The sequence below is a fragment of the Sphingobium sp. TomTYG65 genome, from assembly GCF_055395525.1.
On record NZ_AP027330.1, the window covers coordinates 2,455,001 to 2,477,966 of the forward strand.

Below are 22,966 nucleotides of genomic sequence, written 5' to 3' on the forward strand. Positions count from 1 at the left end.
TGATGTCTAACCTCGCACCGTTATCCGGTGCAGGGACCCTCTGTGGCGGGTAGTTTGACTGGGGCGGTCGCCTCCTAAAGAGTAACGGAGGCGCGCGATGGTGGGCTCAGGACGGTTGGAAACCGTCTGTTAGAGTGCAATGGCATAAGCCCGCCTGACTGCGAGACTGACAAGTCGAGCAGAGACGAAAGTCGGTCATAGTGATCCGGTGGTCCCTCGTGGAAGGGCCATCGCTCAACGGATAAAAGGTACGCCGGGGATAACAGGCTGATGATTCCCAAGAGCTCATATCGACGGAATCGTTTGGCACCTCGATGTCGGCTCATCACATCCTGGGGCTGGAGCAGGTCCCAAGGGTTTGGCTGTTCGCCAATTAAAGTGGTACGTGAGCTGGGTTCAGAACGTCGCGAGACAGTTTGGTCCCTATCTGCCGTGGGCGTCGAAATTTGAGAGGAGTTGACCCTAGTACGAGAGGACCGGGTTGAACATACCTCTGGTGTACCTGTCGTCCTGCCAAGGGCGCAGCAGGGTAGCTATGTATGGACGGGATAACCGCTGAAAGCATCTAAGCGGGAAGCCTCCCTCAAGATAAGATTTCTTCGAGCGGTCGTAGACCACGACCTTGATAGGCCGGATGTAGAAGTGTGGTAACATATGGAGCTAACCGGTCCTAATTGCTCTGATCGCGCCTGAGAGTCCCACCATCAATGACAACACTGGACAACAGTGTCAGCCATCGAGCGTGGTGATCACCTCAAGCCAGATAACAACCAAATAGACATAGCGTGCACGGCATCGATTAAAACCCAAAGCGCAAGCTTCATTGCTTGGTGACCATAGCGTCTGTGACCCACCCGATCCCATCCCGAACTCGGCCGTGAAACCAGACTGCGCCGATGGTACTGTGGCTCAAGCCCCGGAAGAGTAGGGCGTCGCCAGGCATTGAAGCTTGCGCTTTGGATCAAAAAAACCCATTCACATCTCATGCAACAAGGGCGGCCCATAAAGCCGCCCTTTTGCGCCTCCAGGCACCAAAGCCAAAGAGGCAAATCAAGGTGACGCGGGATGGAGCAGCCCGGTAGCTCGTCAGGCTCATAACCTGAAGGTCGTAGGTTCAAATCCTACTCCCGCAACCAAATCACCACCGCACAAATCCACAAACGCCGCCCCCAAAAAGGGCGGCTTTGTCGTCTCCGCTCATCCGCAACAAACCCCCGACACGCCAACGCAAGCTCCCCACGCCCGGCACAGGTGGGGGTCAAAGCACGCTGGTCGGCATGACCGCAGGCGGAGGCAACGCTGGCGATGCTCTGGGCTCCTCCCCACAATCGGAGCGCATGCCCCGTCGATAATCACCCATAGCCCATCCGCATTGCCTTTACGCCGGTAACGCCCCACTAAAATGCACCGCGCAAACAGGAGACCGAAATGAGCTTCACGACTGCCGATGTACCGGATCAACGAGGGCGCACGATCCTCGTTACCGGCGCCAACACCGGCATTGGATTTGAAGCCGCAAAAGCGCTCGCGAGTAAAGGCGCACGGGTGCTGCTTGGCTGCCGGGATGCCGATAGAGGTAAAGCCGCGATGGCGCGGATCGCTGCTGAAACTCCCGGCGCCGAACTCGACCTCATCCTGTTGGACCAAGCCGATCTATCAAGCGTCCGCAGTGCCGCAGAACGGATCGCTGAGGAACCGCGGCTAGACGTGTTGCTCAACAATGCGGGCGTCATGATCCCGCCGCTTTCCAGAACGGCGCAAGGGCTTGAGCTTCAGTTCGGGGTCAACCATCTTGGTACCTTTGCGCTGACAGCCTTGCTACTGCCTAAGCTCGCTCAAACCCCAGACTCGCGGGTCGTCGTCACATCCAGCCTGGCGCACCGCCGGGGCCGCATGCTGTGGGACGATTGGAACGCGGAACGCAGCTACGATCCGACGCGCTATTATGGCCAGAGCAAATTGGCCAATCTGCTGTTTGTCCTGGAGCTTGACCGCAGGTTGCGCGCGACGGGTTCTCCTGTGAGTGCGATCGGTTGCCATCCTGGTGTGTCGCTCACCGAACTGATGCGTCACCTGCCCCGGTGGACGCAGCCACTGATCCCGCTGGCGCGGCCGCTGTTCAACCCGGTATCCGCAGCGGCATGGCCCGCGCTGCAAGCCGCCACCGATCCGCACGCCCAGGGCGGCGACTATTTCGGACCGCAGGGCCGTTGGGAGATGAGGGGCATCTCAGGTCCTGCCTTCGTGGAAGATTATGCGCGCGACACTGGAGATGCGCGGCGGCTGTGGGATCTCTCAATCGAACTGACCGGGATAGACCCAGGATTGCCAGCGGTCTGAAGGCAAAGCGCAACCCGGCTGATCCCGGCGACGCGCCAGTCGCCTACTCGCCGCACCCTTTCACCTCACAGCGATCATCGAAATCTGCCGACCATAGCTCGCTTCCCCGAGATGGCACGAGCGACGATAGCTGAAGAAACGCTCGGGCTGGCTATAGGTGTCCTGATCGAGCATCTCGATACGCGCCACCCCGACGGCGGCGAGGCGTGCCGCCACATAGGCTGCGATATCGAACTGGCAATGGCCTTCCCGTCCTTCAGTGAAGAAGCGACTATTCTCCGCGTCCTGCTCTTCGAAATGGCGCGCGAAATCCAGCGTCACTTCATAGGAGCTTCGGCCGATACAGGGGCCGATCGCGGCGCTGATTCGATCGGCTCGCGCGCCCAGCTTCTGCATAGCTGCGATAGTCCGGTCCGTGACGCCGGTGATCGCGCCTTTCCAACCTGCATGGGCCGCACCCACTATGCCCACCTCCGCATCGGCGAGCAGCACGGGCACGCAGTCGGCGGTCAATATGCCAAGGATCAAGCCAGGCCGATCCGTCACCATCGCGTCGGCGGCGGGCCTATCCGCCTCGGCGATGGGCGCGGTAACGGTTACGACATCCGGCGAGTGAACCTGCCGCACGGTGACCAGGGTAGCGCCGGGCAGCAAGGCATCTCTCGCCAGATCCCGATTGTTCAATATCGTGTCCCGCTCATCTTCGGACCCCAGCCCGACATTCAACCCCGCATGCACTCCGGTCGATACGCCGCCCCGGCGTCCCGCAAAGCCGTGCGGCACATCCTGCAGGCTCGCGGCGCGCAGCAGTTCGACCATGAAAAAACTCCCTTTGGACAAACGTGTCGAGGCCGCGCAACATACTTGCGCGCGCCACAATAAGCGATAGTCTCAGGCGCAGAACATAGGGGAACGGCCACCGCCGGCCGTTTGGGCATAAGATATGAGATATAAAGGGCTCCACACATGATCTTCGGCCGCATCAAGTCCTTGGACGCCATATTGGCGACGGCGGAAAAAAAGTCGCTGGTTCGAACTTTGGGGCCCTTGCAACTGACGCTGCTGGGCGTCGGCGCCATCATCGGCACCGGCATTTTCGTTCTGACCGCGGCCGCCGCGCAAAAGGCTGGCCCGGGCATGATGTGGAGCTTCATAATCGCAGGCGCGGTTTGCGCCTTTGCTGCGCTTTGCTATTCCGAAATCGCCTCGATGGTGCCGGTATCGGGATCTGCCTATACCTACACTTATGCAGTGGTCGGCGAACTGCTCGCCTGGATGGTGGGGTGGGCGCTGATCCTGGAATATGCCGTGGCGGCCAGCGCCGTTTCGGTCGGTTGGTCCGGCTATTTCATGGGGCTGATGAAGAGTCTCACCGGACTTGAATTGCCACAGGCACTGTCGGCCGGGCCGGCCTGGACCATGAATGGCCTCATCCCCCATGCTGATTTTTCCCATGGCGTCATCAACATTCCCGCGATCGTCGTGGCGCTGGCCGTAACGGCCTTGCTCGTGATCGGCACCACGGAAAGCGCGCGCGTCAATGCAGTTCTTGTTGCGGTGAAGGTGGCGGCGCTCACCGCTTTCATCGCCCTTACCCTGCCCGCTCTCGACACCGGTAACTTCTCGCCCTTCGCACCCAATGGCTGGTTTGGTCCTGAGGGCACGAGCGGCATGGGCATCGTGGGCGCCGCGGCTTCCATCTTCTTCGCTTATGTCGGCTTTGACGCCGTATCGACAGCAGCAGAGGAGACCAAGGACCCGCAACGCAACGTGCCCATCGGCTTGATAGGCAGCCTCGCGATTTGCACCATTTTCTACCTGCTCGTTGCCGCGGGGGCGATCGGCGCCATCGGCGCGCAGCCGGTGGTTGGGCTGGATGGTTCGGTCGTAGCCCCGGGATCGAAGGGTTTCGCCGAAGCCTGCGCCACCGCTGCCCATGTGGGCGACCTGGTCTGCTCTAACGAAGCGCTCGCTCATGTGCTGCGTTCGATCAACTGGACCGTCGTGGGTAATGCGCTTGGCCTTGCCGCCAACTTGGCGCTGCCATCCGTCATCCTGATGATGATGTTCGGTCAAACCCGCATCTTCTTCGTGATGGCGCGTGACGGCCTGCTGCCTGAAAAGCTGGCAAGCATCCATCCGCGCTTCAAGACCCCGCACATCGTAACCATGGTGACCGGCGTTTTTGTCGCCATTGCCGCGGCATTGCTGCCCGTCGGTCAACTTGCCGACATTTCCAACTCCGGCACGCTTTTCGCCTTCTTCATGGTGTCGATCGCTGTGCTGGTGCTCCGCGTGCGTGATCCGAACCGCGCTCGTCCGTTCCGTACTCCCGCCGTGTGGTTCGTGGCGCCCATGGCCGGGATCGGTTGCCTCTTCCTCTTCTTCAACCTGCCGGTTGATGCTCAGCTGGTCCTGCCCGTCTGGGGCGGCTTGGGCCTGTTCCTCTACTTCCTCTATGGCTACCGCAAGAGCCATGTGGCTCGCGGCATCGTGGAAGCGCATGAGCAGGACGCCGGTATTCCGCCGCAACCGGTGCCGCCGCTGCCGGGCGCGCACACGCCGGGCGGCCGGGACGCCTGATCGGAACAAGAGGCGGCGGCGCAATCCGCCGCCTCTTCGTCAATGAAGCGGGTCCAGTTCCGGCTCGCGCATCGCCGCATGATGCGGGCGAGTGAACAGCTTCCCGCGCTCCGCGAACAGCACGATCAGAAAGGCGGCACTGCCAAAGATCAGCATGCCGAGCGTCAGGGGCAGGGTCGTCCCGTCAAATGCCCGCCCGACCACGCTGCCCATTGCGCTGGATACCGCCGTCGTCAGAAAAGCCTGGAAGGATGAGGCCGCGCCTGCTCCCTTGGCGAAGGGCTCCATGGAGATCGCGCTGAAATTGGACGCGGTGAAGGCCACCGCCATCATGGTCGCCGACTGGAAGAACATGAAGGTGAACATCGTCTCCATCCCAGCGACGATTACGGCCAGGTGAATGGCGCTCGTCAAAATCATCGACAGCACGGCGCCCTGGCTCAGCCGCCGCGCGCCAAAGCGCGACACCAGCCGGCTGTTCAGCAGACTGCCCACACCCATGCTGCCCGCCATCGCCGCAAAGGCGAGGGGAAAGACCTTCTGCGCATGGAACTGATCGAAGAAAATCTGCTGCACCGACAGGATGAAGCCGATCAGTCCGCTCATGACCACGCCGCTCGCCAGCATATAGCCCGCAGAGCTGCGATTGCTCAGCACCGCGCCAATGGTGCGGAAGATCGTCACCGCGCTCATCTTCAAACGGTTTTCCGGACGCAGCGTCTCAGGCATGCGCAGGATCATCCACAGGAGGATCACTGTGGCCTGGATCGCCAAAATCCAGAAAATCCATCGCCAGGGGGCAAACCAGAGTATCGCCTGGCCGAAACTGGGCGCGACCACCGGGATCAGCATGAATACGGCAAAGATCAGGGACATGACCTTCGCCATGGCGTCGCCTTTGAAACGATCGCGGACGATGCCGACGGCGATCACCCGGCTTGCCCCGGCGAAAAAGCCTGCCGAAGCGCGGCCGGCCAGCAACATGGGAAAGCTATGCGCCACCGCGCAGCTGATCGTGGACAGGATGAATAGCGCCAGCGCTCCGCCCATCACTGGCTTGCGGCCATAGCGATCCGACAGAATGCCGAACAGCAAAGACCCGATGCCGAGCCCGAGAAAATAGGTGCTGATGATGAGCTGGCGGTCATTGGCGGCCTTGATCGCGAGATCACGGCCGATCTCCGGCAGTGCGGGCAACATCGGGTCGGTGGACAGCGCGTTCATCGCCATCAGGCAGGCGCTCAGCACCACGAACTCGCGAAAGCCGATATCTTTTTGCGATGTTGTGGTGGCGACCGGGGGCGGTGAGTTGGTCATCGCGCGGCTATGGGGACAATCCATCGCGGAAGCCAGCCCCGGTAGGATCGATCCAGCGCATTAACCTTGCCAATCTCGCATTTCCGCCCTTCGATCTTCTTCGCAGCGAATATGCGTTAACCATTTTTTATCGCCTGCCGGTGCACCGTGACGCCTGTCGAGAACCATTATGTCGAAATCCACAGGGGGATTCGGTCATGGCGAATAGTCTGAAGAGTGCGCAGTTTCTGATGGAAAGCCGCCTGTCTAGCACGGGCTGGGAATCGGCTGAGGCTTGTTTCGACCTCGGCGTCGCCTATAGCTGCGGCACCAATGGCATGCCCGTCGATCTGATCGAAGCGCATAAGTGGTTCAACCTCGCGGCCCTTCGCGGCAGCGAGGAAGGGCAGGCGATGCGCGCTGAGATCGCTGAGGAAATGACCGCGCGCGAAATCGCTGAAGCCCAGCGCCAGGCCCGCGCCTGGATCGCCTCCAACCAGTTGCGCGCTGCCTGACCTTCAGCCCTCCTTACGGAACGGCGCACGCTGCGAAAGCCAGATGCGGTCGCGCTGTACGCCCTGCCGCTCCGCCGCCAGGAAGTCCGCTACCGCCCGTCGGAAGGATGGATTAGGCAGGAAATGGGCGGAATAGGTCGGTTCAGGGCCATAGCCGCGCGCCAATTTGTGACTGCCTTGCGCGCCTGCCTCGACCCGCGACAGTCCCCGCGCGATGGCGACATCGATCGCCTGATAATAGCATAGCTCGAAATGCAGGTTCGGCACGTCCTCCGTACACCCCCAATAGCGGCCATATAGGGCCTCCTCCCCGATCAGGTTCAGCGCCCCTGCGATTGGCTTGCCGTTTCTGTTCGCCAGCATCAGCAGCACGCGATCGGCCATGTTGTCGCCCAGCATCGAGAAAAAGAACCGGGTGAGATAGGGCCGCCCCCATTTGCGTGAGCCGGTGTCCTGATAAAATCGCCAGAAAGCATCCCAATGCGATTCCTGCAGGGCGCTGCCGGTCAGATGGACGATCTCCAGCCCTTCGATTGCGCGCTCCCGTTCCTTGCGGATGTTCTTTCGCTTGGCGCTGGAGAGGGTGGCGAGGAAATCGTCGAAATCACGATAGTCCCGGTTGATCCAGTGAAACTGGCTGTCTTCGCGGATCAGCCATCCTGCCGCTTCGAACAGGGGAACCTGCGCCGGTTCGATGAAGGTCGCATGGGCGGAGGACAGGTCATTGCGGTCAACCACCGCCTCGATACCGGCGATCAGCGCGGGGGCGAGGGCCGGATCACGCAATAGGAGCCTGGGTCCCGGCACGGGCGAGAAAGGCGCGGCGAGCTGGATTTTGGGATAATATTGCCCTCCGGCCCGCTCCCACGCATCAGCCCAGCCATGGTCGAACACATATTCGCCTTGGCTGTGCGTCTTGCCGTAAAGCGGCGCGGCGGCTGCAATACGCCCATCGGCATCATCGATCAGCAATGGCAAGGGTTGCCATCCAGTGCCCGGACCGACGCTGCCCGACCGTTCCAGTGCGGCCAGGAAGTCCCAACTCATGAAAGGATTGCCGCTTCCCGCGCAGGCATCCCATTGGTCCCGCGGAACATCGGCCACACCGCCCGCCATCCGCGCCACGCATTCAGTCACGCCGAACCTCGAATATGATCTGGTCGGCATGCGCAACGGCAACGGCGCGCTCGCTCTGCGTCCGCACTGTCCAGGTCAGCACCGGCAGCCCCCGCTCTTGGGCTTTTGTCGAAAAATCGGAGGGGAGATCGCGGATATCACAAGCGATAAAGTCGGGTTTCGCCACCCAAAGTGCAAGACCGCGCCGGGCAGCGCCGCGCCAACCTGCATCACCCTGCTCCGTCACCACCAGCCCCCGCACCGCTTCCGGCATGTGGCGCGCGAACCAGCGCATCGCGACAGGGTTGAAGGACATGACCGCGGCCAAGGCGCCGGGATAGCGGGCCAGATCACGGGCGACGGCGGCGCACAGCGGCCCCACATGGCGACCCATGACCTTGAGTTCGATCAGCAGCGGGACGTCCGGACCGCACAGCTGCAGCAATGTCTCCAGCCGCGGGATACCGCCGCCGTCCGTCAGTTGCGTCCGTTCCAGCTGTTCCGCCGTCAAATCCGACAGTGATCCTTCGCCGCCTGTCATCCGCAGCAGCGTCGCGTCATGGAACACCATCGCCACGCCATCGCGGCTCAGCCGCACGTCGCACTCGATGCCATGGCCTTGCGCGATGGCTGCGCGAAAGGCGGCCATGCCGTTTTCGCTGATCCCCGCCCCATGCAGCCCGCGATGGGCGAAGGGGCGGGCGGTCAGGAAGGAAAGGTCAGGCCGCCGGCCGGACAAGGACGACTGCGTCGATTTCGACTGCTGCGCCTAGCGGCAGCACAGGTACGCCCACCGCGCTGCGCGCATGCTTGCCCGCCTCGCCGAAAATCTCGACCATCAATTCGGACGCGCCGTTCGCTACCTTGGGCTGGTCGGTAAAGCCCGGCGCGCTGCTGATGAAGGCGCCCAGTTTCACTATCCGCTCGACCCGGTCCAAGCTGCCGAGCGCCGCCTTCATCTGCGCGACCAGGTTGAGCCCGCAGGCGCGCGCCGCCTTGATGCCGAAGTCCAGGTCGCGGTCTTCGCCCAGCCGGCCGGTCATCAATTGGCCATCGGACAGCGAAATCTGGCCGGAAATATGCAGCAGGCCGTTCACCTCTACCGTGGCGACATAGGCCGCAACGGGCGCAGCCGCTTCCGGCAGGGTGATGCCAAGTTCGGTCAGGCGGGCTTCAACGCTCATGCAGGGGCTCCATCGGAATGATAAATGTCAGAAGGGGCGGGACCTTCACCCAGCCGCGCCATGATCCATGCTTCGGCGCTGGCCCATTCGTCGATTCGCGCATGGGCGAGGGGCGCCACATCGATCTGCGGTGCGATTTCTGGTTCGCCGACCATGTGCAAACGCCATACGCCGGGCGCATGCTCCGCCACCGACTGATGATGTTCCGCGAGATCGTCGATGAAGAGCGCAACGGAAGGGCGGCGTTCCGCCACGATCGCAGCCAAGGGCCCGCCCTTGGGTCCATGGTTCCAATGGACCGGAAAATGGAGGCCGTACGTCCCCAATTGCTCGACCCGCTGCTGATGGTGCCGCTCCCCGATATTGGTGAGAACCACAATGTCGGCGATGCGCGAAAGCCGCGCTATTGCTTCCACCGCGCCGCTGATGGGCTTCTGCCGGTGCATTTCCGTGTCGAAAAATCCGACCAGCAGCTGCCACACCAGCTCGCGCTCCAGTGGCACGCCGCTGTCCTTGTGGCGCAGCGCTTCGGCAAAGCCGCGTTCGCGCATGTCGAAATGGACGTCATGATGCTCGTCCAGCCATTCGCGAAAGGGGACGACCATGTGCAACAGCACTTCGTCGCAATCGGTGATGATCAGCGGCCGGCTCATCGGCTCAGCTCCTGCGCGGCCGCGATCAAGGCGGCGGGCTCCCTATCCAGCGCGTCGGCGCAGGCGATCAGGTCGGGCTCATGATCGCCCAGAAATTCCAGCACCGCCCGCAGCACCGCAGGATTGCCTACCCCCGCCCGCAACGCGTCAGCGTCCAGGCCCGTCAGCGCCAGCAACCGGTCAGCGCGCCGCTCATCATTCAGCGTCCAGGCCAGCGCCATCAGCGCTAGCGTGCCCGCTTCCTCGCCATGCTGGCGGCTATCCTGCTTGCCATCGGGGTTCTCGGGACGCATGATTGATTCTCGGCCAAGGGCAGTTTTAAAAGCGCGCTTTTCTATGCGCATTATCTAACGCGGGTGACTGGTGGCAAAGCGCGTGCTCGTTGTCGAGGACAACGAACTCAATCTCAAACTTTTTTGCGATCTGCTGCGCGCCCATGGTCATGAGGTGCTGCCGCTGCGCGATGGCCGTGATGTGGTGGCCCAAGCGCTGGAGTTTCGCCCCGATCTGGTCATCACCGACATTCACTTGCCCCATGTCAGTGGCCTCGACCTCATCATCTCGCTGAAGCGCGATCCCCGCCTTGCGGCCGTGCCGATCATGGCCGTGACCGCCTATGCCGGAAAGGGCGACGAAGACCGCATCCGGGGCGCGGGGGCGCAAGCCTATGTGTCGAAACCGATTTCGGTGCTGCGTTTCATCGAACAGGTGAACGCCCTGCTGTAACGGCCGGGTCACAAAAGTCATTGTACGGTCATTCAATTTTCACAGGCGCGCCTTCGAAGTGAAGCCTTGCTTACACGCGCCTCTGCCAACTCCCCCGGCCAAGGACGCGGCGTTCTGCCGACAGTCCGATCTGCACAGGGGTAAATTCATGTCTCATCTGACCGACGAAGCGCGCGCGCCGTTCCGCGACGCTGAACCCACGATCGACGCTGGCGATAATTGCCTGGAGGCGATCGCCGCCGCCAATCCGGCGCGCCGCTCCGTCCTGAAGAACGGCCTGCTGGGCCTGTCCATGCTGCCGATGCTGGGCGCGCTCGCCGCTTGCGGCGATGACGATGACAGCAGTTCGCCGACGCCCTCACCCAGCCCGACGCCTACCCCCACGCCTGCGCCCAGCTATTCCATCGCCTTTGCGCCTGTGGCCGCGAATCAGAATGACACGGTCACCGTTCCCACGGGTTACACCGTCGATGTGCTGCTTAAGGCTGGTGATTCGGTCGAGGCCGGCACGCCCTATGCGGGTAGCTTCCCCACCCCCGCCGTCGCCGAAAAATGGGCGGGCGGCAACCATGACGGCATGGAATATTTCGACCTTTCGGGCACCGACGCGAATCTGGGCGGGCTGCTCGCCATCAACCATGAGCTCGCCGACTATAACATCCTGTTTTCCGGCAGCTACAATGCCGCCACAGCAACCGCGGACCATAAGGCGCTAGCGCTCTCCGCTGTCGGCATTTCGGTCGTCGAAGTCGCCAAGGGCACGGACGGCAAATGGGCGGTGAAGGCGGGCTCGCGCTTCAATAAACGCTACACCGGCAACAGCAGTTATCGTGCGGGCGGTCCCGCCGCAGGCCAGCTTTCGGGCTCCATCAAGGGCATGCTGAACAACTGCTCTTCCGGCCGCACCCCTTGGGGCACCTACCTGACCTGCGAAGAAACCACGAACAATTATCTCGATCCGACACAGCCCGCCACCAACTATGGTTGGGTTGTCGAGATCGACCCTTATCAGGAGTTGGCCGAGCCCACCAAACGCACCGCCATGGGCCGGTTCAGCCATGAAAATGTCGCCTATCTCAACGATAGCAACAATCGCGTCGCCTTCTACATGGGCGATGACTCGACGCCGGGCTGTATCTACAAATTCGTTCCCAACCGGGCCTACAGCACCGGAAATCGCGCGGCGAACACCGACCTGCTCGACTATGGCACGCTCTATGTCGCTCGCTTCAACGCGGATGGCACGGGCGAATGGCGCGCGCTGGTCCAGGGGCAGAATGGCCTGATCGCCGGTGCATCCGATCCGGGTAATGTCAGCCAATCCACCACGCCGCCCACGCCTGTCACGGTCAACTTCAACACGACTGCCGATGTGCTGATCAACACCCAGGCGGCTGCGCGCGTGGCGGGCGGCACGCTGATGGATCGTCCCGAATGGATCACGGTCGCGCCGAACAAGCAGGCGATCTTCGTCACGCTGACCAACAATAGCGGTCGCCGCGTCACCGATAATCCCAATCCGCGTGTCACCAACCTGCACGGCCATATCCTGAAGTTCCGTGAGGCAGGCGATTCTCCGCTGGCGACCACCTTCACTTGGGAACTGTTCCTGCTGGCGGGTAATCCGCAGCTTGCCGAAGCGAACCTCAAGGGCAATATCAACGGCGATTTCTTCTCCAGCCCCGACGGCATCCGCATCGATCCGCAGGGCCGCCTGTGGGTGCAGACCGACCATAATCTGACTGGCAACGCGGGCACGCTGAACGGCGCTGCGGTCAATATGGTCCAGGCGTTCGGCAATAATTCGATGTATTATATCGATCAGACCAGCAAGCAGTCGAAGCGCTTCCTGGTCGGGCCGACCGGCTGCGAGATCACCGGCATCGCCTATACGCCGGACCTCAAGACCTTCTTCATCAACATCCAGCACCCCACAGGCAACTGGCCGGTGGCGGGTCAGCAGCCGCGTTCTTCGACCATCGTCGTGACGCGCACCGACGGTCAGCCTGTCGGCAACTAAAGAGAGCGGGGCGAGCGGAGGGCTGCCCCCCCTCCGTTCGCTTCGAGCGAAGGCGAGAAGCCGGTAACCGTTTATCGACAAGCTCGAAACGAACGGACGTGGGCCTTGCCGATCTTCAGCACCAACAAGGAAAGGCCCGTTCCCACCAGGGGACGGGCCTCTTCATTCAGCCGCTCAAATCGACCGAGGCGGGCGAACCCGCCTTCAGATCACTTGATCTTGGCTTCCTTGAACTCGACATGCTTGCGCACGACCGGGTCATATTTGCGGAAGCTCAGCTTCTCGGTCTTCGTGCGCGGGTTCTTCTTGGTGACGTAGAAGAAGCCGGTGTCAGCCGAGCTGACGAGGCGAATCTTGACGGTTGCTGGCTTGGCCATGGCCCTGGTTCCTGAATATCGTGAAAAAGAAAAGCGGCCCCCAAATTCTTCCGAAAAAGGGCCGCCCCGTTTCAGCAGCCGCCCATGAGGGAGATTCGGAATAATGTCAAGACGCGCGTGGCAGGGACTCACTGGCCGTGCTAGACTTTACGCGGCCTTAACCCGTTCCGGTACATGCTGTCATCGGAGCGACAGGAGAGGGGAAGACTCCCATGCGACATGATCCGATGCTGGCCATTCTTGCAGATCTGCTGCGCCGCGTGGACGGCCTGGCCGGACAGCGGGGCCATGTGAGCCTCGCGCGATTGCGGGATGAAGTGGACCAGATCCGCCATGTCGCGCGCGCCTATCAGATCGACAGCGTCGAAGGGTTGGCGGGAACGCTGCAGTCGGCCTTGTCGCTGCAGGGCATGGGGCCTGTGGTGCTGTGCTATCTTGATCTGATGCGCGACGCGATCGCCGCCGAGATGCCGGAGGCGCAGGTCATTCCGATGCCGATGGCGGCTCAGCCGATCGCCGGAACGCCGCTGTCCTTCTGACGATCGGCCGGATCGTTCATGGATGCATTGCTGACCGCGTTGCTCGGATGCTTCCTGGCTGAGATCGGTGACAAGAATCAATTGCTGGTGCTGGCGCTCGCGGCCCGATTCGGCCGCGACGGCGCGATAATTGCGGGCATCTTTGCTGCGGCCGCCGCCAATGCAGCCATCGCCGCGACGGCTGGCGCATTCCTCGCGCCGATGCTGGGGTCCGACGCCCGGCTGTTGTTCCTTGCCGTGGCGCTGTTGTTCCTCGGGCTTGGCCTGCTCTGGCCGGTCAAGCCGCCTGATCCGCTCGCTGGCTGGCCGACCGGCCCGTTTCTGACCTCCGCCCTCGGGCTCTTCATTCTCGGCTTCGGGGACGGGTCGCAATTTCTGATCCTCGGCATCGCGACGCGCACCGCCGATCCCATACTCGCCGCTATGGGCGGCGCGTTGGGAGTGGGGGCCGCACTCGTCCCCGCGGTGCTGCTGCGGGACCGGCTGCTGCGCATCATCCCTGTCCGCGCCATTCGTTATGGCGGAGCTGCGCTGACCCTGATCCTTGCTGCGGCTCTTGCCGTCTCGGCGTTGCAGCTGGCCTGATCGACCGCCTTCATCAGACTGAACGAAGATTCGCAGGCAATTCGCGCCTTGTCATGGCACCTTATTGGCACCAGATCATTATAAGACCGAAATTAATTTCATGAGCCAGGAGCACAGCATGACAGCCCCCGACCTCAAGACCCCCACGGACCTGCGCAGCAACGCCACCAAATCGGTGGCCGAGGCGCTGAATGGCGTGCTGGCGGACAGCTATGCGCTCTACTTCAAGACCAAGAATTTCCACTGGCATGTGTCGGGACCGCATTTCCGCGACTATCACCTCATGTTCGATGAGCAGGCCACGCAGATTCTGGCCGTTACCGACGCGATCGCCGAGCGGGTGCGCAAGACGGGCAACACCACGTTGCGCTCCATCGGCGACATCAGCCGCCGTCAATCGCTGTCGGACAATGACGCAGACTATGTCAGCCCTGCCGACATGCTGAATGAACTGCGTGAGGACAATCTGCGCCTCGTCGAAGCACTGCGTGCCGCCAAGTCCGCCGCAACCGAAGCGGGCGATAATGCGACGGAGGGCATCATCGACGACTGGACCGATCAGGCCGAAGAGCGCGCCTGGTTCCTGTTCGAAGCAGGCCGCAACGGCTGATCATTTTATATTCGCTCAGGCGCAGGGGAACTCCGTGTCCTCTGCGCCTGAGCGAGAAAACATCAGCTCTCGCCGACCCGGTCGATGGATAGAATTTCGACCGCTTCGGACTTCCCGCCGAAATCGATCTTCTCGCCTGCTTCGGCGTCCATGATCGCGCGGGCTAGGGGCGATGAAAAACTGATCCGCCCTTCGTTGGGATCGGCTTCGTCATCGCCGACGATATCGACCTGCTTGTCCTTGCCGTTCAGCTGGTAGGTAACGCGCGTCCCAAAGGCGACGGCTTCGCCATCCGGCACCGGCCGCAGTTCCGCCGTCGCGAGGCGCGTGCGCCAATAGCGCAACTCACGCTTCAGCTTCTTCGCCTCTTCCTCGGCCATTTCGGCGGTATCTACCGCTTCCAGCGCATCGACCTTCTCGCGCGTCAGCCTCAGCCCGCGCGCCGTCACCCAGTTCGGGCCGGGGGGCAGCGGGATCTCGAAGGTGGGCTCCAGATGCTCCTCATCGCTTTCGCGGCGAAAGGCGACGCTCATAAAAATCTCCTGAGAATATCCCGCCGAGATTGGGTGGCCCGCCCGGGCTTTCAATCCTCGTCGAAAAGGCCGGCGAGTTGCTCGACCATCGTGCCGCCCAGTTGTTCGGCATCCATGATGGTGACGGCGCGCTTATAATAGCGCGTGACGTCATGACCGATGCCGATCGCCACCAGCTGCACCGGCGACCGATTTTCGATCCAATCGATCACCTGGCGTAAATGCCGCTCCAGATAGGTGCCGCTGTTCACCGACAGCGTGGAATCGTCGACCGGCGCGCCATCGGAAATCACCATCAATATGCGGCGTTCCTCATTGCGCGCGATCAGCCGGTTGTGCGCCCAGAGCAGCGCTTCCCCGTCGATATTTTCCTTCAGCAGCCCCTCGCGCATCATCAGGCCCAGATTGCGCCGCGCCCGCCGCCAGGGTTCATCGGCCCTCTTGTAGATGATGTGCCGCAAGTCATTGAGCCGCCCCGGCATCGGCGGCCGTCCCGCCGCCAGCCAGTCCTCGCGGCTTTGCCCGCCCTTCCACGCCCGGGTGGTAAAGCCCAAAATCTCGGTCTTCACGCCGCAGCGTTCCAGCGTGCGCGCCATGATGTCTGCGCTGATCGCCGCGATGCTGATCGGTCGCCCCCGCATCGATCCGCTATTGTCGATCAACAGCGTGACGACAGTATCGCGAAACTCGGTATCCCGCTCGACCTTGTAGGAGAGCGACCGCGTGGGATCGATCACGATCCGCGCCAGCCGCGCCGAATCCAGCAGACCTTCTTCCTGATCGAAATCCCAGGACCGCGATTGCTGCGCCATCAACCGCCGCTGCAGCCGGTTGGCGAGCTTCGTCACCGCGCCCTGCAAACTCACCAACTGCTGGTCCAGGAACCCGCGCAGCCGGTTCAGCTCATCCTCGTCGCACAGATCCTCGGCGGTCACGACCTCGTCATGCGCCAGCGTATAGGGCTTATAGTCGAAGCCCGGCGGCAGGTCGGACAGCGGCCGGTTCGGGCGGACCGGCATCATGCCTTCCTCACCCATATCGTCCGCGCCTTCCTCGCTGTCGGCGTCGAACTCGTCGCTATATTCGGTCTCGCCTTCCTCGGTATCGCCGCCCTTGTCCTCGGCGCGCGCCTCGGCGTTCATGTCGCTGTCGCCAGCTTCATCCTCGCCGGAATCACCTTCTTCCTGCTGTTCCTCCTCGTCCTCGCCCTCTTCGTGAGGTTCATTCTCGTCGGTTTCGGGCGGCACGTCGCTATCGACCAGTTGCAGATGCTCCAGCATCGCCTGGGCCAGTTTCTGAAAGGCCCGCTGATCATCGATCGCCATAGCCAGCGCATCGAGATCGGCGCCTGCCTTCTCCTCGATCCAGGCATCGACCATCGCCATGCCCGAAGCCGCATCCTTGGGAATGGCCTGTCCGGTCAGTCTTTCGCGAACCTTCAGAGCCAGGGCCGTGGACAGCGGCACTTCATCGGCCGAGCGCGCCCGGCGCAGCGGGTCCGACTTCAACCGCAACTCCAGCGCATGGTTCAGGTTGGCGCGCACGCCCTCCATCGCCCGTGATCCGATCGCCTCCACCCGCGCCTGCTCGACCGCATCATAAACCGCGCGCGCCGTCGTATCGGCTGGCGCAGCCGCCGCGTGCATCTTCAGATTATGGTGCCGCAGCCGCAGCGCATTGGCATCGGCAAAGCCGCGCGCCAGCGCCACCTGCTCGGCCGGCAGGTTGCGTCCGGGTATCGGCACCTTGATCGCCTTGCCCGCCATGTGCGGGGCGTCGGCGGTGAAGCCCACCTCCACCTCCGCGTCGCGCGCGATCGATCGCGCGGCGCCCGACAGCACATCCTTGAAAGCGTCGAGAGGCGACCGCTCCGCCATCAGCCCAGCAGCCTTGCGCGCAACGCCTCACGCGCGCCGTCATCGACGCCGAGCGCGGCCAAATAGCCCTCGATCCCGCCATGACGCTCATCCAGCGTCTCGAACAACGCGTTCAGATAGGCGACGTCCACCGACAGCAGCGGTTGCAGAACATCCGCTCGCGCCCGCCGCGCCCGCGCCACCAGCGTGTTGCGCTGGGCGAGCAGCCAGTCCCAGTCGGCATGCTCGTTGGTCAGCAGATAATCCTCGACGATCGTCGCACGCGGCACGCCAAGCGCCGCCAGGATCAGCGCCGCACCGACGCCGGTGCGATCCTTGCCCGCCGAACAGTTGATCAGGATGGGCACGCGGCCGTCCGCAATCTGCGCGAACATGGCGCGATAGGAGTCGGCATGGTCCACCGGAATGACGCGGTAGAGCGATAGCATCGCCTGCCGCATATCCTCCGGCGTCGCGTCGGGGCGCTTCAGCATCTCGCCCAGCAGGCCGCTGCTCTCGCTATAATCGCGGCAGAAATAATCGACCTCCGCCCCATGCCAGGCGGTTGGCTCGGCGCTCCGTTCATTCCCGCGCCGGAAATCGCAGATCGCGCGGATGCCGAGCGAACGCAGATGGTCCGCATCAGCCTCGCTCAGCAGCGCCATGGTTCCCGACCGGTAGAGCATGCCCCGCCGTACCGTGCGTCCGTCTGCCGTCGCATAGCCGCCAAAGTCGCGCAGATTGAACGCGCGCTCCAGCGGCAGGCGGCGCTGGCCGGTCACAGGAGCGCTGACTTCCGTCACGGCCGCTCGCCTTCACCCACGCGTGGCACGGCGACCGTCTCGATCCGCGTCTCCACTTCGCTCATCAGCTTGTGCACGGGGCAGCGCGCCGCCACGCCGATCAGCGTATCATGCTGCTCGTCGGTCAGCGGCCCGCTCAGCGCAATACGCGTGGTCAGCTTGTAAATGCCGTCCCGTTCCTCGCTCGCGTCGCGGATCACGCCGACATGGATGCCCTCGACCGGAATGCCCTTGCGCCGCGCATACCAGAGCATCGTCATCGCCTTGCAGGCGCCCAGCGCCGAATCATACAGGTCGTGCGGATCGGGACCCGCATCATGGCCGTCAGGGGCCGACATGTCGGCGATCAGCTCATGCCCACGGATGCTGATCCGGTGCGCGGTCCCGTCCGGCGCGATGCGTTCGACGACGATCATCGCCTTACGCCGCCCGGTGGGCGACGCTTTCCGGCAGGTCCTTGCCGAACACGCGCTGATAATATTCCGCTACCAGCGGCCGTTCCGCCTCGTCGCATTTGTTGAGGAAGGACAGGCGGAAGGCGAAGCCGACATTCTTGAAGATCAGCGCATTCTGGGCCCAGCTGATCACGGTGCGCGGGCTCATCACGGTGGAGATATCGCCGTTGATGAAGCCCTGGCGGGTCAATTCCGCCACCTTGATCATATTCTCGACTTCCTTGCGGCCGCCTTCATGGTCGTACTCGCCGGACTTGGCGAGGACGATCTGCGCCTCGGTCGCGGCGGGCAGATAGTTCAGCGTCACCACCAGGTTCCAGCGGTCCATCTGACCCTGGTTGATCTGCTGCGTGCCATGATAGAGGCCCGTCGTGTCGCCCAGACCCACCGTGTTGGCGGTCGCGAACAGGCGGAAATGCGGGTTCGGCCGGATGACCCGATTCTGGTCGAGCAGCGTCATCTTGCCATCGGTTTCCAGCACGCGCTGGATCACGAACATCACGTCCGGGCGGCCCGCATCATATTCGTCGAACACCAGCGCGACGGGCCGCTGCAATGCCCAGGGCAGCAACCCTTCGCGGAATTCCGTCACCTGCTGCCCGTCTTTGAGGACAATGGCGTCGCGGCCTACCAGGTCGATACGGCTGATATGCGCGTCGAGGTTGATGCGGATGCAGGGCCAGCGCAGGCGCGCGGCGACCTGCTCGATATGGCTCGACTTGCCGGTGCCATGATAGCCCTGCACCATGACACGGCGGTTGTAGGCAAAGCCCGCCAGGATCGCCAGCGTAGTATCCGGATCGAACACATAGGCGGGGTCCAGGTCCGGCACCCGCTCGTCCGCCTCGGAAAAGGCCGGAATCTTCAGATCGACGTCCACGCCGAACACTTCGCGCGCATCCACCTCGCGGTCGGGCGCAGCCAGCAGCGTTTCGGCACGGGTGTCGGGCTGGACGTTGGGAATGTCGGTCATTTCCTGGTCTTTCTCGTCATGTCACTCCAGCCCCTAGACGATCGGGGAAGGGCCTGTCGATAGAGTGGGGCCTCCTTCTCCGCCGATCAAGCGGCCCCTTTCACCGGATTGGCCTGCTCAGGCGAAGGCGGGCGCCTTGCGCAGCAGGCCATAGGCTTCGATGACGCCTTGCAGCGCCGTTTCGTGGGTGCGGTCGCCGCCATTATGGTCGGGATGATAGCGCCGCAGCAGTTCGGTGTAACGCTGCCGCAGCGCCTTGCGATCCGCGTCCACCGGCAATCCCATCACCGACAGCGCCCTGCGGTCCTCGTTGGACAGGAACTTGCCATCCTGCCGCATCTGATTGTCGGCTCGCGCCTTCGCCACCCGCTCCTTGAACTTCGCGCCGATCGCGTCGAGCGGGTCCTGAAAATCGGACCAGCGCGGCGGCGGGCTAGCGCCGTTGGCGGAAAAGGCGCGCGTCTCCCGCTCCCAGCCGGCATAGGGGCGCTGAGCGGCGGCGATCTCCTCCGGGCTCATGCCGGTGAAGAAATTATAGCCCTGGTTGAACGCGCGCACATGATCCAAGCACAGCCAGCGCCAGCGCGGACCCTCTTGATGGGAATTGGCATGGCCCTCCAGCGGCGGCGCGCGAAACTCGCCGGGTTCTTCGCATCCCTCGACCGCGCAGGGGCGGTCGCTTTCCACGCGTCCATGGAAGCGGTTGAAACGGCGGGTCGAGAAGGGGTCGGTCGACAAGATTGCCCTGATGCATGATGGAACAAAGGCCCTATATAGGGGCGATGAGCACTCAACTGAAAGGCCCGGTGGCCACAGAGATTGAAGACCGGCTGCGCGCCGCCCTGTCGCCAGAGCATCTCGCCGTGATCGACGACAGCGAAAAGCATCGCGGCCATGCGGGGCACGACGGATCGGGCGAAAGCCACTTCACCGTCGAGATCGTCTCGGCCGAATTCGCGGGCAAGAACCGAGTCGCCCGCCAGCGCCTGGTCAACGCCGCGCTTGCCGACTTGCTGCGGGAAAAGGTCCATGCCCTCGCCATCAAGGCCCGCGCCCCCGGCGAAGCCTGACCTTCCACATAAGCTGTAAATCGGGACACCGGCCTCGCCCCTCCAAGCGCCGCCCATGCGTTCAGCCTGCCATCGGCGGGCGGAGAGGAGCAGCGCATGGCCTATGACTTCTGGTATTGGCCTACCATAACCGGTCGGGGCGAATTTGTCCGTCTGACGCTGGAAGCCTGCGCTATTCCCTACCATGATCGCGCGCGGATCGATGGGGAAGAGGCGCTGATCGCCGATCTGGCCCGGCATGATGCAGGCCCCGCCTTCGCGCCGCCCTATCTCGCCACCGACGGCGCGACGATCGCCCAGACCGCCACCATTCTCTTCTACCTTGCCGAGCGGCATGAATGCGGCCCATCCGGCATGAAGGCGCGGTACTGGCTCTCCCAGCTTCAACTCACCATCATGGACATGGTGGCGGAGGCGCATGATGTGCATCATCCCGTCGCCGCCAGCCTCTATTATGAAGAGCAAAAGGCCGAAGCCCTGCGCGCGGCTCAAGCCTTTCGCGACATGCGCATCCCCAAATATCTCGGCTATTTCGATCGTGCCCTCGGGGCCGAGCCTGGCGACTGGCTGGCGGGGGAGCGCTGGAGCTATGCCGATCTCTCGCTTTTCCACCTGATCGCGGGTCTGCATTATGCCTTTCCGCTACGCATGCTTACGCTGGCCGGTCAGCATCCACGGCTGGAGGCGTTGCACGACCGGGTTGCGATGCTGCCGGAATTGCAGGACTATCTGTCGAGCAACCGGCGATTGCCCTTCAGCAATCAGGACATTTTCCGCCACTATCCCGAACTGGACGCGCCATGACCCTAGACGATCTCGTCATCCAGACCATTATGCCGACCACCCATGACCTCGGCGACTTTCGCGTCCACCGCGCGCTTCCCGCGCCAGGACGCACGATGGTCGGCCCCTTCATCTTCTTCGATCAGGCGGGGCCTGCCAAGATCGCGGCCGGGCAGGGGATCGACGTGCGCCCGCATCCCCACATCAATCTCTCCACCGTAACCTATATGTTCGAGGGCGCCTTTCTCCACCGGGACTCGCTCGGCACGGAGCAGCTGATCGAGCCCGGCGCGGTCAACCTGATGACGGCGGGCAGCGGCATCGTCCATTCCGAACGCTCGCCCGACAGCGACCGGGTGAAGGAGTCGAAGCTCTCCGCGATCCAGACCTGGCTCGCGCTGCCCGACGGACAGGAGGAGATGGCCCCCGCCTTCGAACATGTGAGCGAGGGCGGGTTGCCCGTCATCGACTGCGGTCGCGCCAGCGCGCGCGTGATCATGGGCACCCTGTGGGGCGCGACCTCGCCGGTCACCACCTATGCCGACACCATCTATGCCGATATCCAGCTATCCCCCGGCGGAACCGTGCCGATCGACACGGACGCCGATGAGCGCGCCCTCTATGTCGCCGGCGGTGACGCTGCGCTCGACGGCGTCGCGCTGCTGCCGCAGACCCTCTACGTCCTGCGTCCCGGCACCCGCGCCACGCTGATGAGCGTCGATGGCGGCCGCGTGATGTATTGCGGTGGCGAAGCCTTCAAGACACCGCGGCATGTCTGGTGGAACTTCGTCTCCTCGACCACCGACCGCCTCTATCAGGCACGCGAGGATTGGGAGGCGATGCGCTTCCCCCTGATCCCTGGCGACGATCAGGAATTCATCCCCATCCCCAAGGGCCGCCCGAAGACGGTCAGCTATCCCTAGGAAGGTAACCGGACCCATCCTCCGTTCGGGCTGAGCCTGTCGAAGCCATTCTTTTTCTCCGGGAAAAGCGAGGCCCTTCGACAAGCTCAGGGCGAATGGAGCTTATGGCCTGTTCAACGTGCCCCGATCGAGCAGAGCCTGTTTATTCACCGCACAAAAGTCAGCGACAAATTCTCGGCATTCTTCGGAATGTCGATCCGGCTCTCGTTGATGGACGCTTCTTCACCGGGCTTCAGGCTGGTGCGGTCCGCTTTGGTGGTCCAGCTGAACACCAGCCGGTTCTGCTGGTCGCGTAGCTGCACCAGCACCGGCGGCACCGGCAGCGTCTGCTTCCCGCTGTTCACGATCCGCGCGCCGAAGGCGAAATATTCCTCACCTGTAGGCAGCTTGCGCCGCTCGGCGGGCTTGGACAGGTAGAAAAGCAGATCGGGATCCCCTTCCTCCGCCACCAGCCCTAGATTGATCGCCCAGCTCGGCGTGCCGAAATACCAGAGCGCGCCACCCACGCCGCCGATCGCCAGGCAGAAGAGCACCGCAGCATAGGTCCATAGCTTCAGCCGGTTGCGCCGCGGCTTTACCGGCGCGGCATAATCTTCCTCGACCTCGTCCCGTGCGCGTCCATAAATGTCGTCGAACCGATAGTCCCTGGACGGAGCCTCCACGGCAGCGGGGGCGGCGGCAGACGCCGCAACGGGTTCAGGCGCAGCCGCCGTCACCGGCTCGGCTGCCGGAGCAGTTGGCCGAGCGGGTTCCGCCTCAACCGGCGCGGGTGGCGGCGGCGGAGGCGGCGCGGCAGGCGCAGCGGCTACGGGAGGCGCATCCGCCATCGCCGGCGCTTCCTCGCGCGGGGCGAGCGCCGGTCCTTCCTGGAACCAGCTATGTTTGCAGGAGGCGCAGCGAACCTGGCGGCCATTGGGGCCGACGGCGCTGTCCGGCACAATGTAGCGCGTGGCGCAATTGGGACACACCAGGATCATGACGCTTCATAGGCACGGCTTTGACTCGAGGGCAAGCGGCATTGAAGAG

The 22,966-nt window shown here is 63.1% G+C and carries 26 protein-coding genes, 1 tRNA gene and 2 rRNA genes (1 of these 29 only partly in view); 14 read left to right on the plus strand and 15 right to left on the minus strand.

Annotation, left to right across the window (positions count from 1 at the left end):
- From ACZ5Y5_RS12110 to ACZ5Y5_RS12125, 4 genes are all read left to right on the plus strand, one after another.
- Positions 1 to 694 (plus strand): 23S ribosomal RNA (locus tag ACZ5Y5_RS12110) (it extends 2,116 nt beyond the left edge of the window).
- 132 nt (positions 695 to 826) lie between these two features.
- A 5S ribosomal RNA gene (rrf, locus tag ACZ5Y5_RS12115) occupies positions 827 to 941 on the plus strand.
- Positions 942 to 1,059: 118 nt separating this feature from the next.
- A tRNA-Met gene (locus ACZ5Y5_RS12120) sits at positions 1,060 to 1,136 on the plus strand.
- 292 nt (positions 1,137 to 1,428) lie between these two features.
- Positions 1,429 to 2,340 carry an oxidoreductase gene (locus tag ACZ5Y5_RS12125; RefSeq protein WP_464808867.1) on the plus strand — a complete coding sequence of 304 codons (912 nt, stop codon included), beginning with the start codon at positions 1,429 to 1,431 and terminating at the stop codon, positions 2,338 to 2,340.
- Between the two features lie 60 nt (positions 2,341 to 2,400).
- Here the strand turns inward: ACZ5Y5_RS12125 and pgeF are convergent, their stop codons facing one another.
- A complete protein-coding gene (pgeF, locus tag ACZ5Y5_RS12130; protein WP_464808868.1) occupies positions 2,401 to 3,159 on the minus strand; it encodes a peptidoglycan editing factor PgeF in 759 nt (252 codons plus the stop codon).
- A 147-nt stretch (positions 3,160 to 3,306) separates the two neighbouring features.
- Here pgeF and ACZ5Y5_RS12135 point away from each other — a divergent pair, with 147 nt between their 5' ends.
- Positions 3,307 to 4,923, plus strand: a complete 1,617-nt coding sequence (locus ACZ5Y5_RS12135) for an amino acid permease (RefSeq protein WP_464808869.1) — start codon at positions 3,307 to 3,309, stop codon at positions 4,921 to 4,923.
- 39 nt (positions 4,924 to 4,962) lie between these two features.
- Here the strand turns inward: ACZ5Y5_RS12135 and ACZ5Y5_RS12140 are convergent, their stop codons facing one another.
- The gene (locus ACZ5Y5_RS12140; protein WP_464808870.1) at positions 4,963 to 6,240 is read right to left on the minus strand and encodes a multidrug effflux MFS transporter; all 1,278 of its coding nucleotides are present in this window, start codon (positions 6,238 to 6,240) and stop codon (positions 4,963 to 4,965) included.
- A 197-nt stretch (positions 6,241 to 6,437) separates the two neighbouring features.
- Between ACZ5Y5_RS12140 and ACZ5Y5_RS12145 the strand changes: the two genes are divergently transcribed.
- Positions 6,438 to 6,734, plus strand: coding sequence for an SEL1-like repeat protein (locus ACZ5Y5_RS12145; protein ID WP_464808871.1), 297 nt, complete (start codon positions 6,438 to 6,440; stop codon positions 6,732 to 6,734).
- 3 nt (positions 6,735 to 6,737) lie between these two features.
- Here the strand turns inward: ACZ5Y5_RS12145 and ACZ5Y5_RS12150 are convergent, their stop codons facing one another.
- Genes ACZ5Y5_RS12150 through ACZ5Y5_RS12170 form a run of 5 tightly spaced genes read right to left on the minus strand, consistent with a single transcriptional unit; the run spans position 6,738 to position 9,980 of the window.
- Positions 6,738 to 7,871, minus strand: a complete 1,134-nt coding sequence (locus ACZ5Y5_RS12150; protein ID WP_464808872.1) for a GNAT family N-acetyltransferase — start codon at positions 7,869 to 7,871, stop codon at positions 6,738 to 6,740.
- Positions 7,864 to 8,589 (minus strand): glycerophosphodiester phosphodiesterase family protein, encoded by a 726-nt coding sequence (locus ACZ5Y5_RS12155; RefSeq protein WP_464808873.1) that lies wholly within the window; start codon positions 8,587 to 8,589, stop codon positions 7,864 to 7,866. The genes ACZ5Y5_RS12150 and ACZ5Y5_RS12155 overlap by 8 nt, the downstream gene beginning before the upstream one ends.
- Positions 8,570 to 9,034, minus strand: a complete 465-nt coding sequence (locus ACZ5Y5_RS12160) for a RidA family protein (RefSeq protein WP_464808874.1) — start codon at positions 9,032 to 9,034, stop codon at positions 8,570 to 8,572. Before ACZ5Y5_RS12160 ends, ACZ5Y5_RS12155 begins: the two co-directional genes overlap by 20 nt.
- Positions 9,031 to 9,687 (minus strand): HAD family hydrolase, encoded by a 657-nt coding sequence (locus tag ACZ5Y5_RS12165; protein ID WP_464808875.1) that lies wholly within the window; start codon positions 9,685 to 9,687, stop codon positions 9,031 to 9,033. The genes ACZ5Y5_RS12160 and ACZ5Y5_RS12165 overlap by 4 nt, the downstream gene beginning before the upstream one ends.
- A complete protein-coding gene (locus ACZ5Y5_RS12170; RefSeq protein WP_464808876.1) occupies positions 9,684 to 9,980 on the minus strand; it encodes a DUF3572 domain-containing protein in 297 nt (98 codons plus the stop codon). Before ACZ5Y5_RS12170 ends, ACZ5Y5_RS12165 begins: the two co-directional genes overlap by 4 nt.
- Positions 9,981 to 10,050: 70 nt before the next feature.
- Between ACZ5Y5_RS12170 and ACZ5Y5_RS12175 the strand changes: the two genes are divergently transcribed.
- Together ACZ5Y5_RS12175 and ACZ5Y5_RS12180 are read left to right on the plus strand one after the other, a co-directional pair.
- Positions 10,051 to 10,413 carry a response regulator gene (locus ACZ5Y5_RS12175; protein WP_464808877.1) on the plus strand — a complete coding sequence of 121 codons (363 nt, stop codon included), beginning with the start codon at positions 10,051 to 10,053 and terminating at the stop codon, positions 10,411 to 10,413.
- A gap of 148 nt (positions 10,414 to 10,561) precedes the next feature.
- Entirely contained in the window at positions 10,562 to 12,433 is a 1,872-nt protein-coding gene (locus tag ACZ5Y5_RS12180; protein WP_464808878.1) for a PhoX family protein, read from the plus strand.
- Positions 12,434 to 12,642: 209 nt separating this feature from the next.
- Here the strand turns inward: ACZ5Y5_RS12180 and rpmG are convergent, their stop codons facing one another.
- Complete coding sequence (rpmG, locus tag ACZ5Y5_RS12185; protein WP_007687342.1) at positions 12,643 to 12,810, minus strand: 50S ribosomal protein L33; 168 nt, start codon at positions 12,808 to 12,810, stop codon at positions 12,643 to 12,645.
- A 212-nt stretch (positions 12,811 to 13,022) separates the two neighbouring features.
- On the opposite strand from rpmG, the gene ACZ5Y5_RS12190 reads away from it, so the two are divergent.
- From ACZ5Y5_RS12190 to ACZ5Y5_RS12200, 3 genes are all read left to right on the plus strand, one after another.
- Positions 13,023 to 13,349: a hypothetical protein gene (locus ACZ5Y5_RS12190; RefSeq protein ID WP_464808879.1), complete on the plus strand. Its 327-nt coding sequence runs from the start codon at positions 13,023 to 13,025 to the stop codon at positions 13,347 to 13,349.
- An 18-nt stretch (positions 13,350 to 13,367) separates the two neighbouring features.
- Complete coding sequence (locus ACZ5Y5_RS12195; protein WP_464808880.1) at positions 13,368 to 13,934, plus strand: TMEM165/GDT1 family protein; 567 nt, start codon at positions 13,368 to 13,370, stop codon at positions 13,932 to 13,934.
- Positions 13,935 to 14,052: 118 nt separating this feature from the next.
- Complete coding sequence (locus tag ACZ5Y5_RS12200) at positions 14,053 to 14,544, plus strand: Dps family protein (RefSeq protein ID WP_464808881.1); 492 nt, start codon at positions 14,053 to 14,055, stop codon at positions 14,542 to 14,544.
- A 62-nt stretch (positions 14,545 to 14,606) separates the two neighbouring features.
- Here ACZ5Y5_RS12200 and ACZ5Y5_RS12205 read toward each other — a convergent pair whose 3' ends face one another.
- From ACZ5Y5_RS12205 to ACZ5Y5_RS12230, 6 genes are all read right to left on the minus strand, one after another.
- On the minus strand, positions 14,607 to 15,077 hold the full coding sequence (locus ACZ5Y5_RS12205) for a GreA/GreB family elongation factor (protein ID WP_464808882.1): 471 nt from the start codon (positions 15,075 to 15,077) through the stop codon (positions 14,607 to 14,609).
- 50 nt (positions 15,078 to 15,127) lie between these two features.
- Positions 15,128 to 16,954, minus strand: coding sequence for a cobaltochelatase subunit CobT (cobT, locus tag ACZ5Y5_RS12210; protein ID WP_464808883.1), 1,827 nt, complete (start codon positions 16,952 to 16,954; stop codon positions 15,128 to 15,130).
- Positions 16,954 to 17,736 (minus strand): tyrosine-protein phosphatase, encoded by a 783-nt coding sequence (locus ACZ5Y5_RS12215; protein ID WP_464808884.1) that lies wholly within the window; start codon positions 17,734 to 17,736, stop codon positions 16,954 to 16,956. Before ACZ5Y5_RS12215 ends, cobT begins: the two co-directional genes overlap by 1 nt.
- Complete coding sequence (locus tag ACZ5Y5_RS12220) at positions 17,733 to 18,152, minus strand: OsmC family protein (RefSeq protein WP_464808885.1); 420 nt, start codon at positions 18,150 to 18,152, stop codon at positions 17,733 to 17,735. The genes ACZ5Y5_RS12215 and ACZ5Y5_RS12220 overlap by 4 nt, the downstream gene beginning before the upstream one ends.
- Positions 18,153 to 18,156: 4 nt before the next feature.
- Complete coding sequence (gene cobS, locus ACZ5Y5_RS12225; protein ID WP_464808886.1) at positions 18,157 to 19,164, minus strand: cobaltochelatase subunit CobS; 1,008 nt, start codon at positions 19,162 to 19,164, stop codon at positions 18,157 to 18,159.
- A 117-nt stretch (positions 19,165 to 19,281) separates the two neighbouring features.
- The gene (locus ACZ5Y5_RS12230) at positions 19,282 to 19,902 is read right to left on the minus strand and encodes a DnaJ domain-containing protein (protein WP_464808887.1); all 621 of its coding nucleotides are present in this window, start codon (positions 19,900 to 19,902) and stop codon (positions 19,282 to 19,284) included.
- A gap of 44 nt (positions 19,903 to 19,946) precedes the next feature.
- On the opposite strand from ACZ5Y5_RS12230, the gene ACZ5Y5_RS12235 reads away from it, so the two are divergent.
- The 3 genes from ACZ5Y5_RS12235 to ACZ5Y5_RS12245 all read left to right on the plus strand — a co-directional run bounded on the left by ACZ5Y5_RS12235 (position 19,947) and on the right by ACZ5Y5_RS12245 (position 21,940).
- Entirely contained in the window at positions 19,947 to 20,234 is a 288-nt protein-coding gene (locus ACZ5Y5_RS12235; protein ID WP_464808888.1) for a BolA family protein, read from the plus strand.
- Positions 20,235 to 20,330: 96 nt separating this feature from the next.
- Positions 20,331 to 21,038, plus strand: a complete 708-nt coding sequence (locus ACZ5Y5_RS12240) for a glutathione S-transferase (protein ID WP_464808889.1) — start codon at positions 20,331 to 20,333, stop codon at positions 21,036 to 21,038.
- A complete protein-coding gene (locus ACZ5Y5_RS12245; protein ID WP_464808890.1) occupies positions 21,035 to 21,940 on the plus strand; it encodes a pirin family protein in 906 nt (301 codons plus the stop codon). The genes ACZ5Y5_RS12240 and ACZ5Y5_RS12245 overlap by 4 nt, the downstream gene beginning before the upstream one ends.
- 146 nt (positions 21,941 to 22,086) lie before the next feature.
- Here the strand turns inward: ACZ5Y5_RS12245 and ACZ5Y5_RS12250 are convergent, their stop codons facing one another.
- Positions 22,087 to 22,917, minus strand: coding sequence for an MJ0042-type zinc finger domain-containing protein (locus ACZ5Y5_RS12250; RefSeq protein ID WP_464808891.1), 831 nt, complete (start codon positions 22,915 to 22,917; stop codon positions 22,087 to 22,089).
- Positions 22,918 to 22,966: the final 49 nt, after the last annotated feature.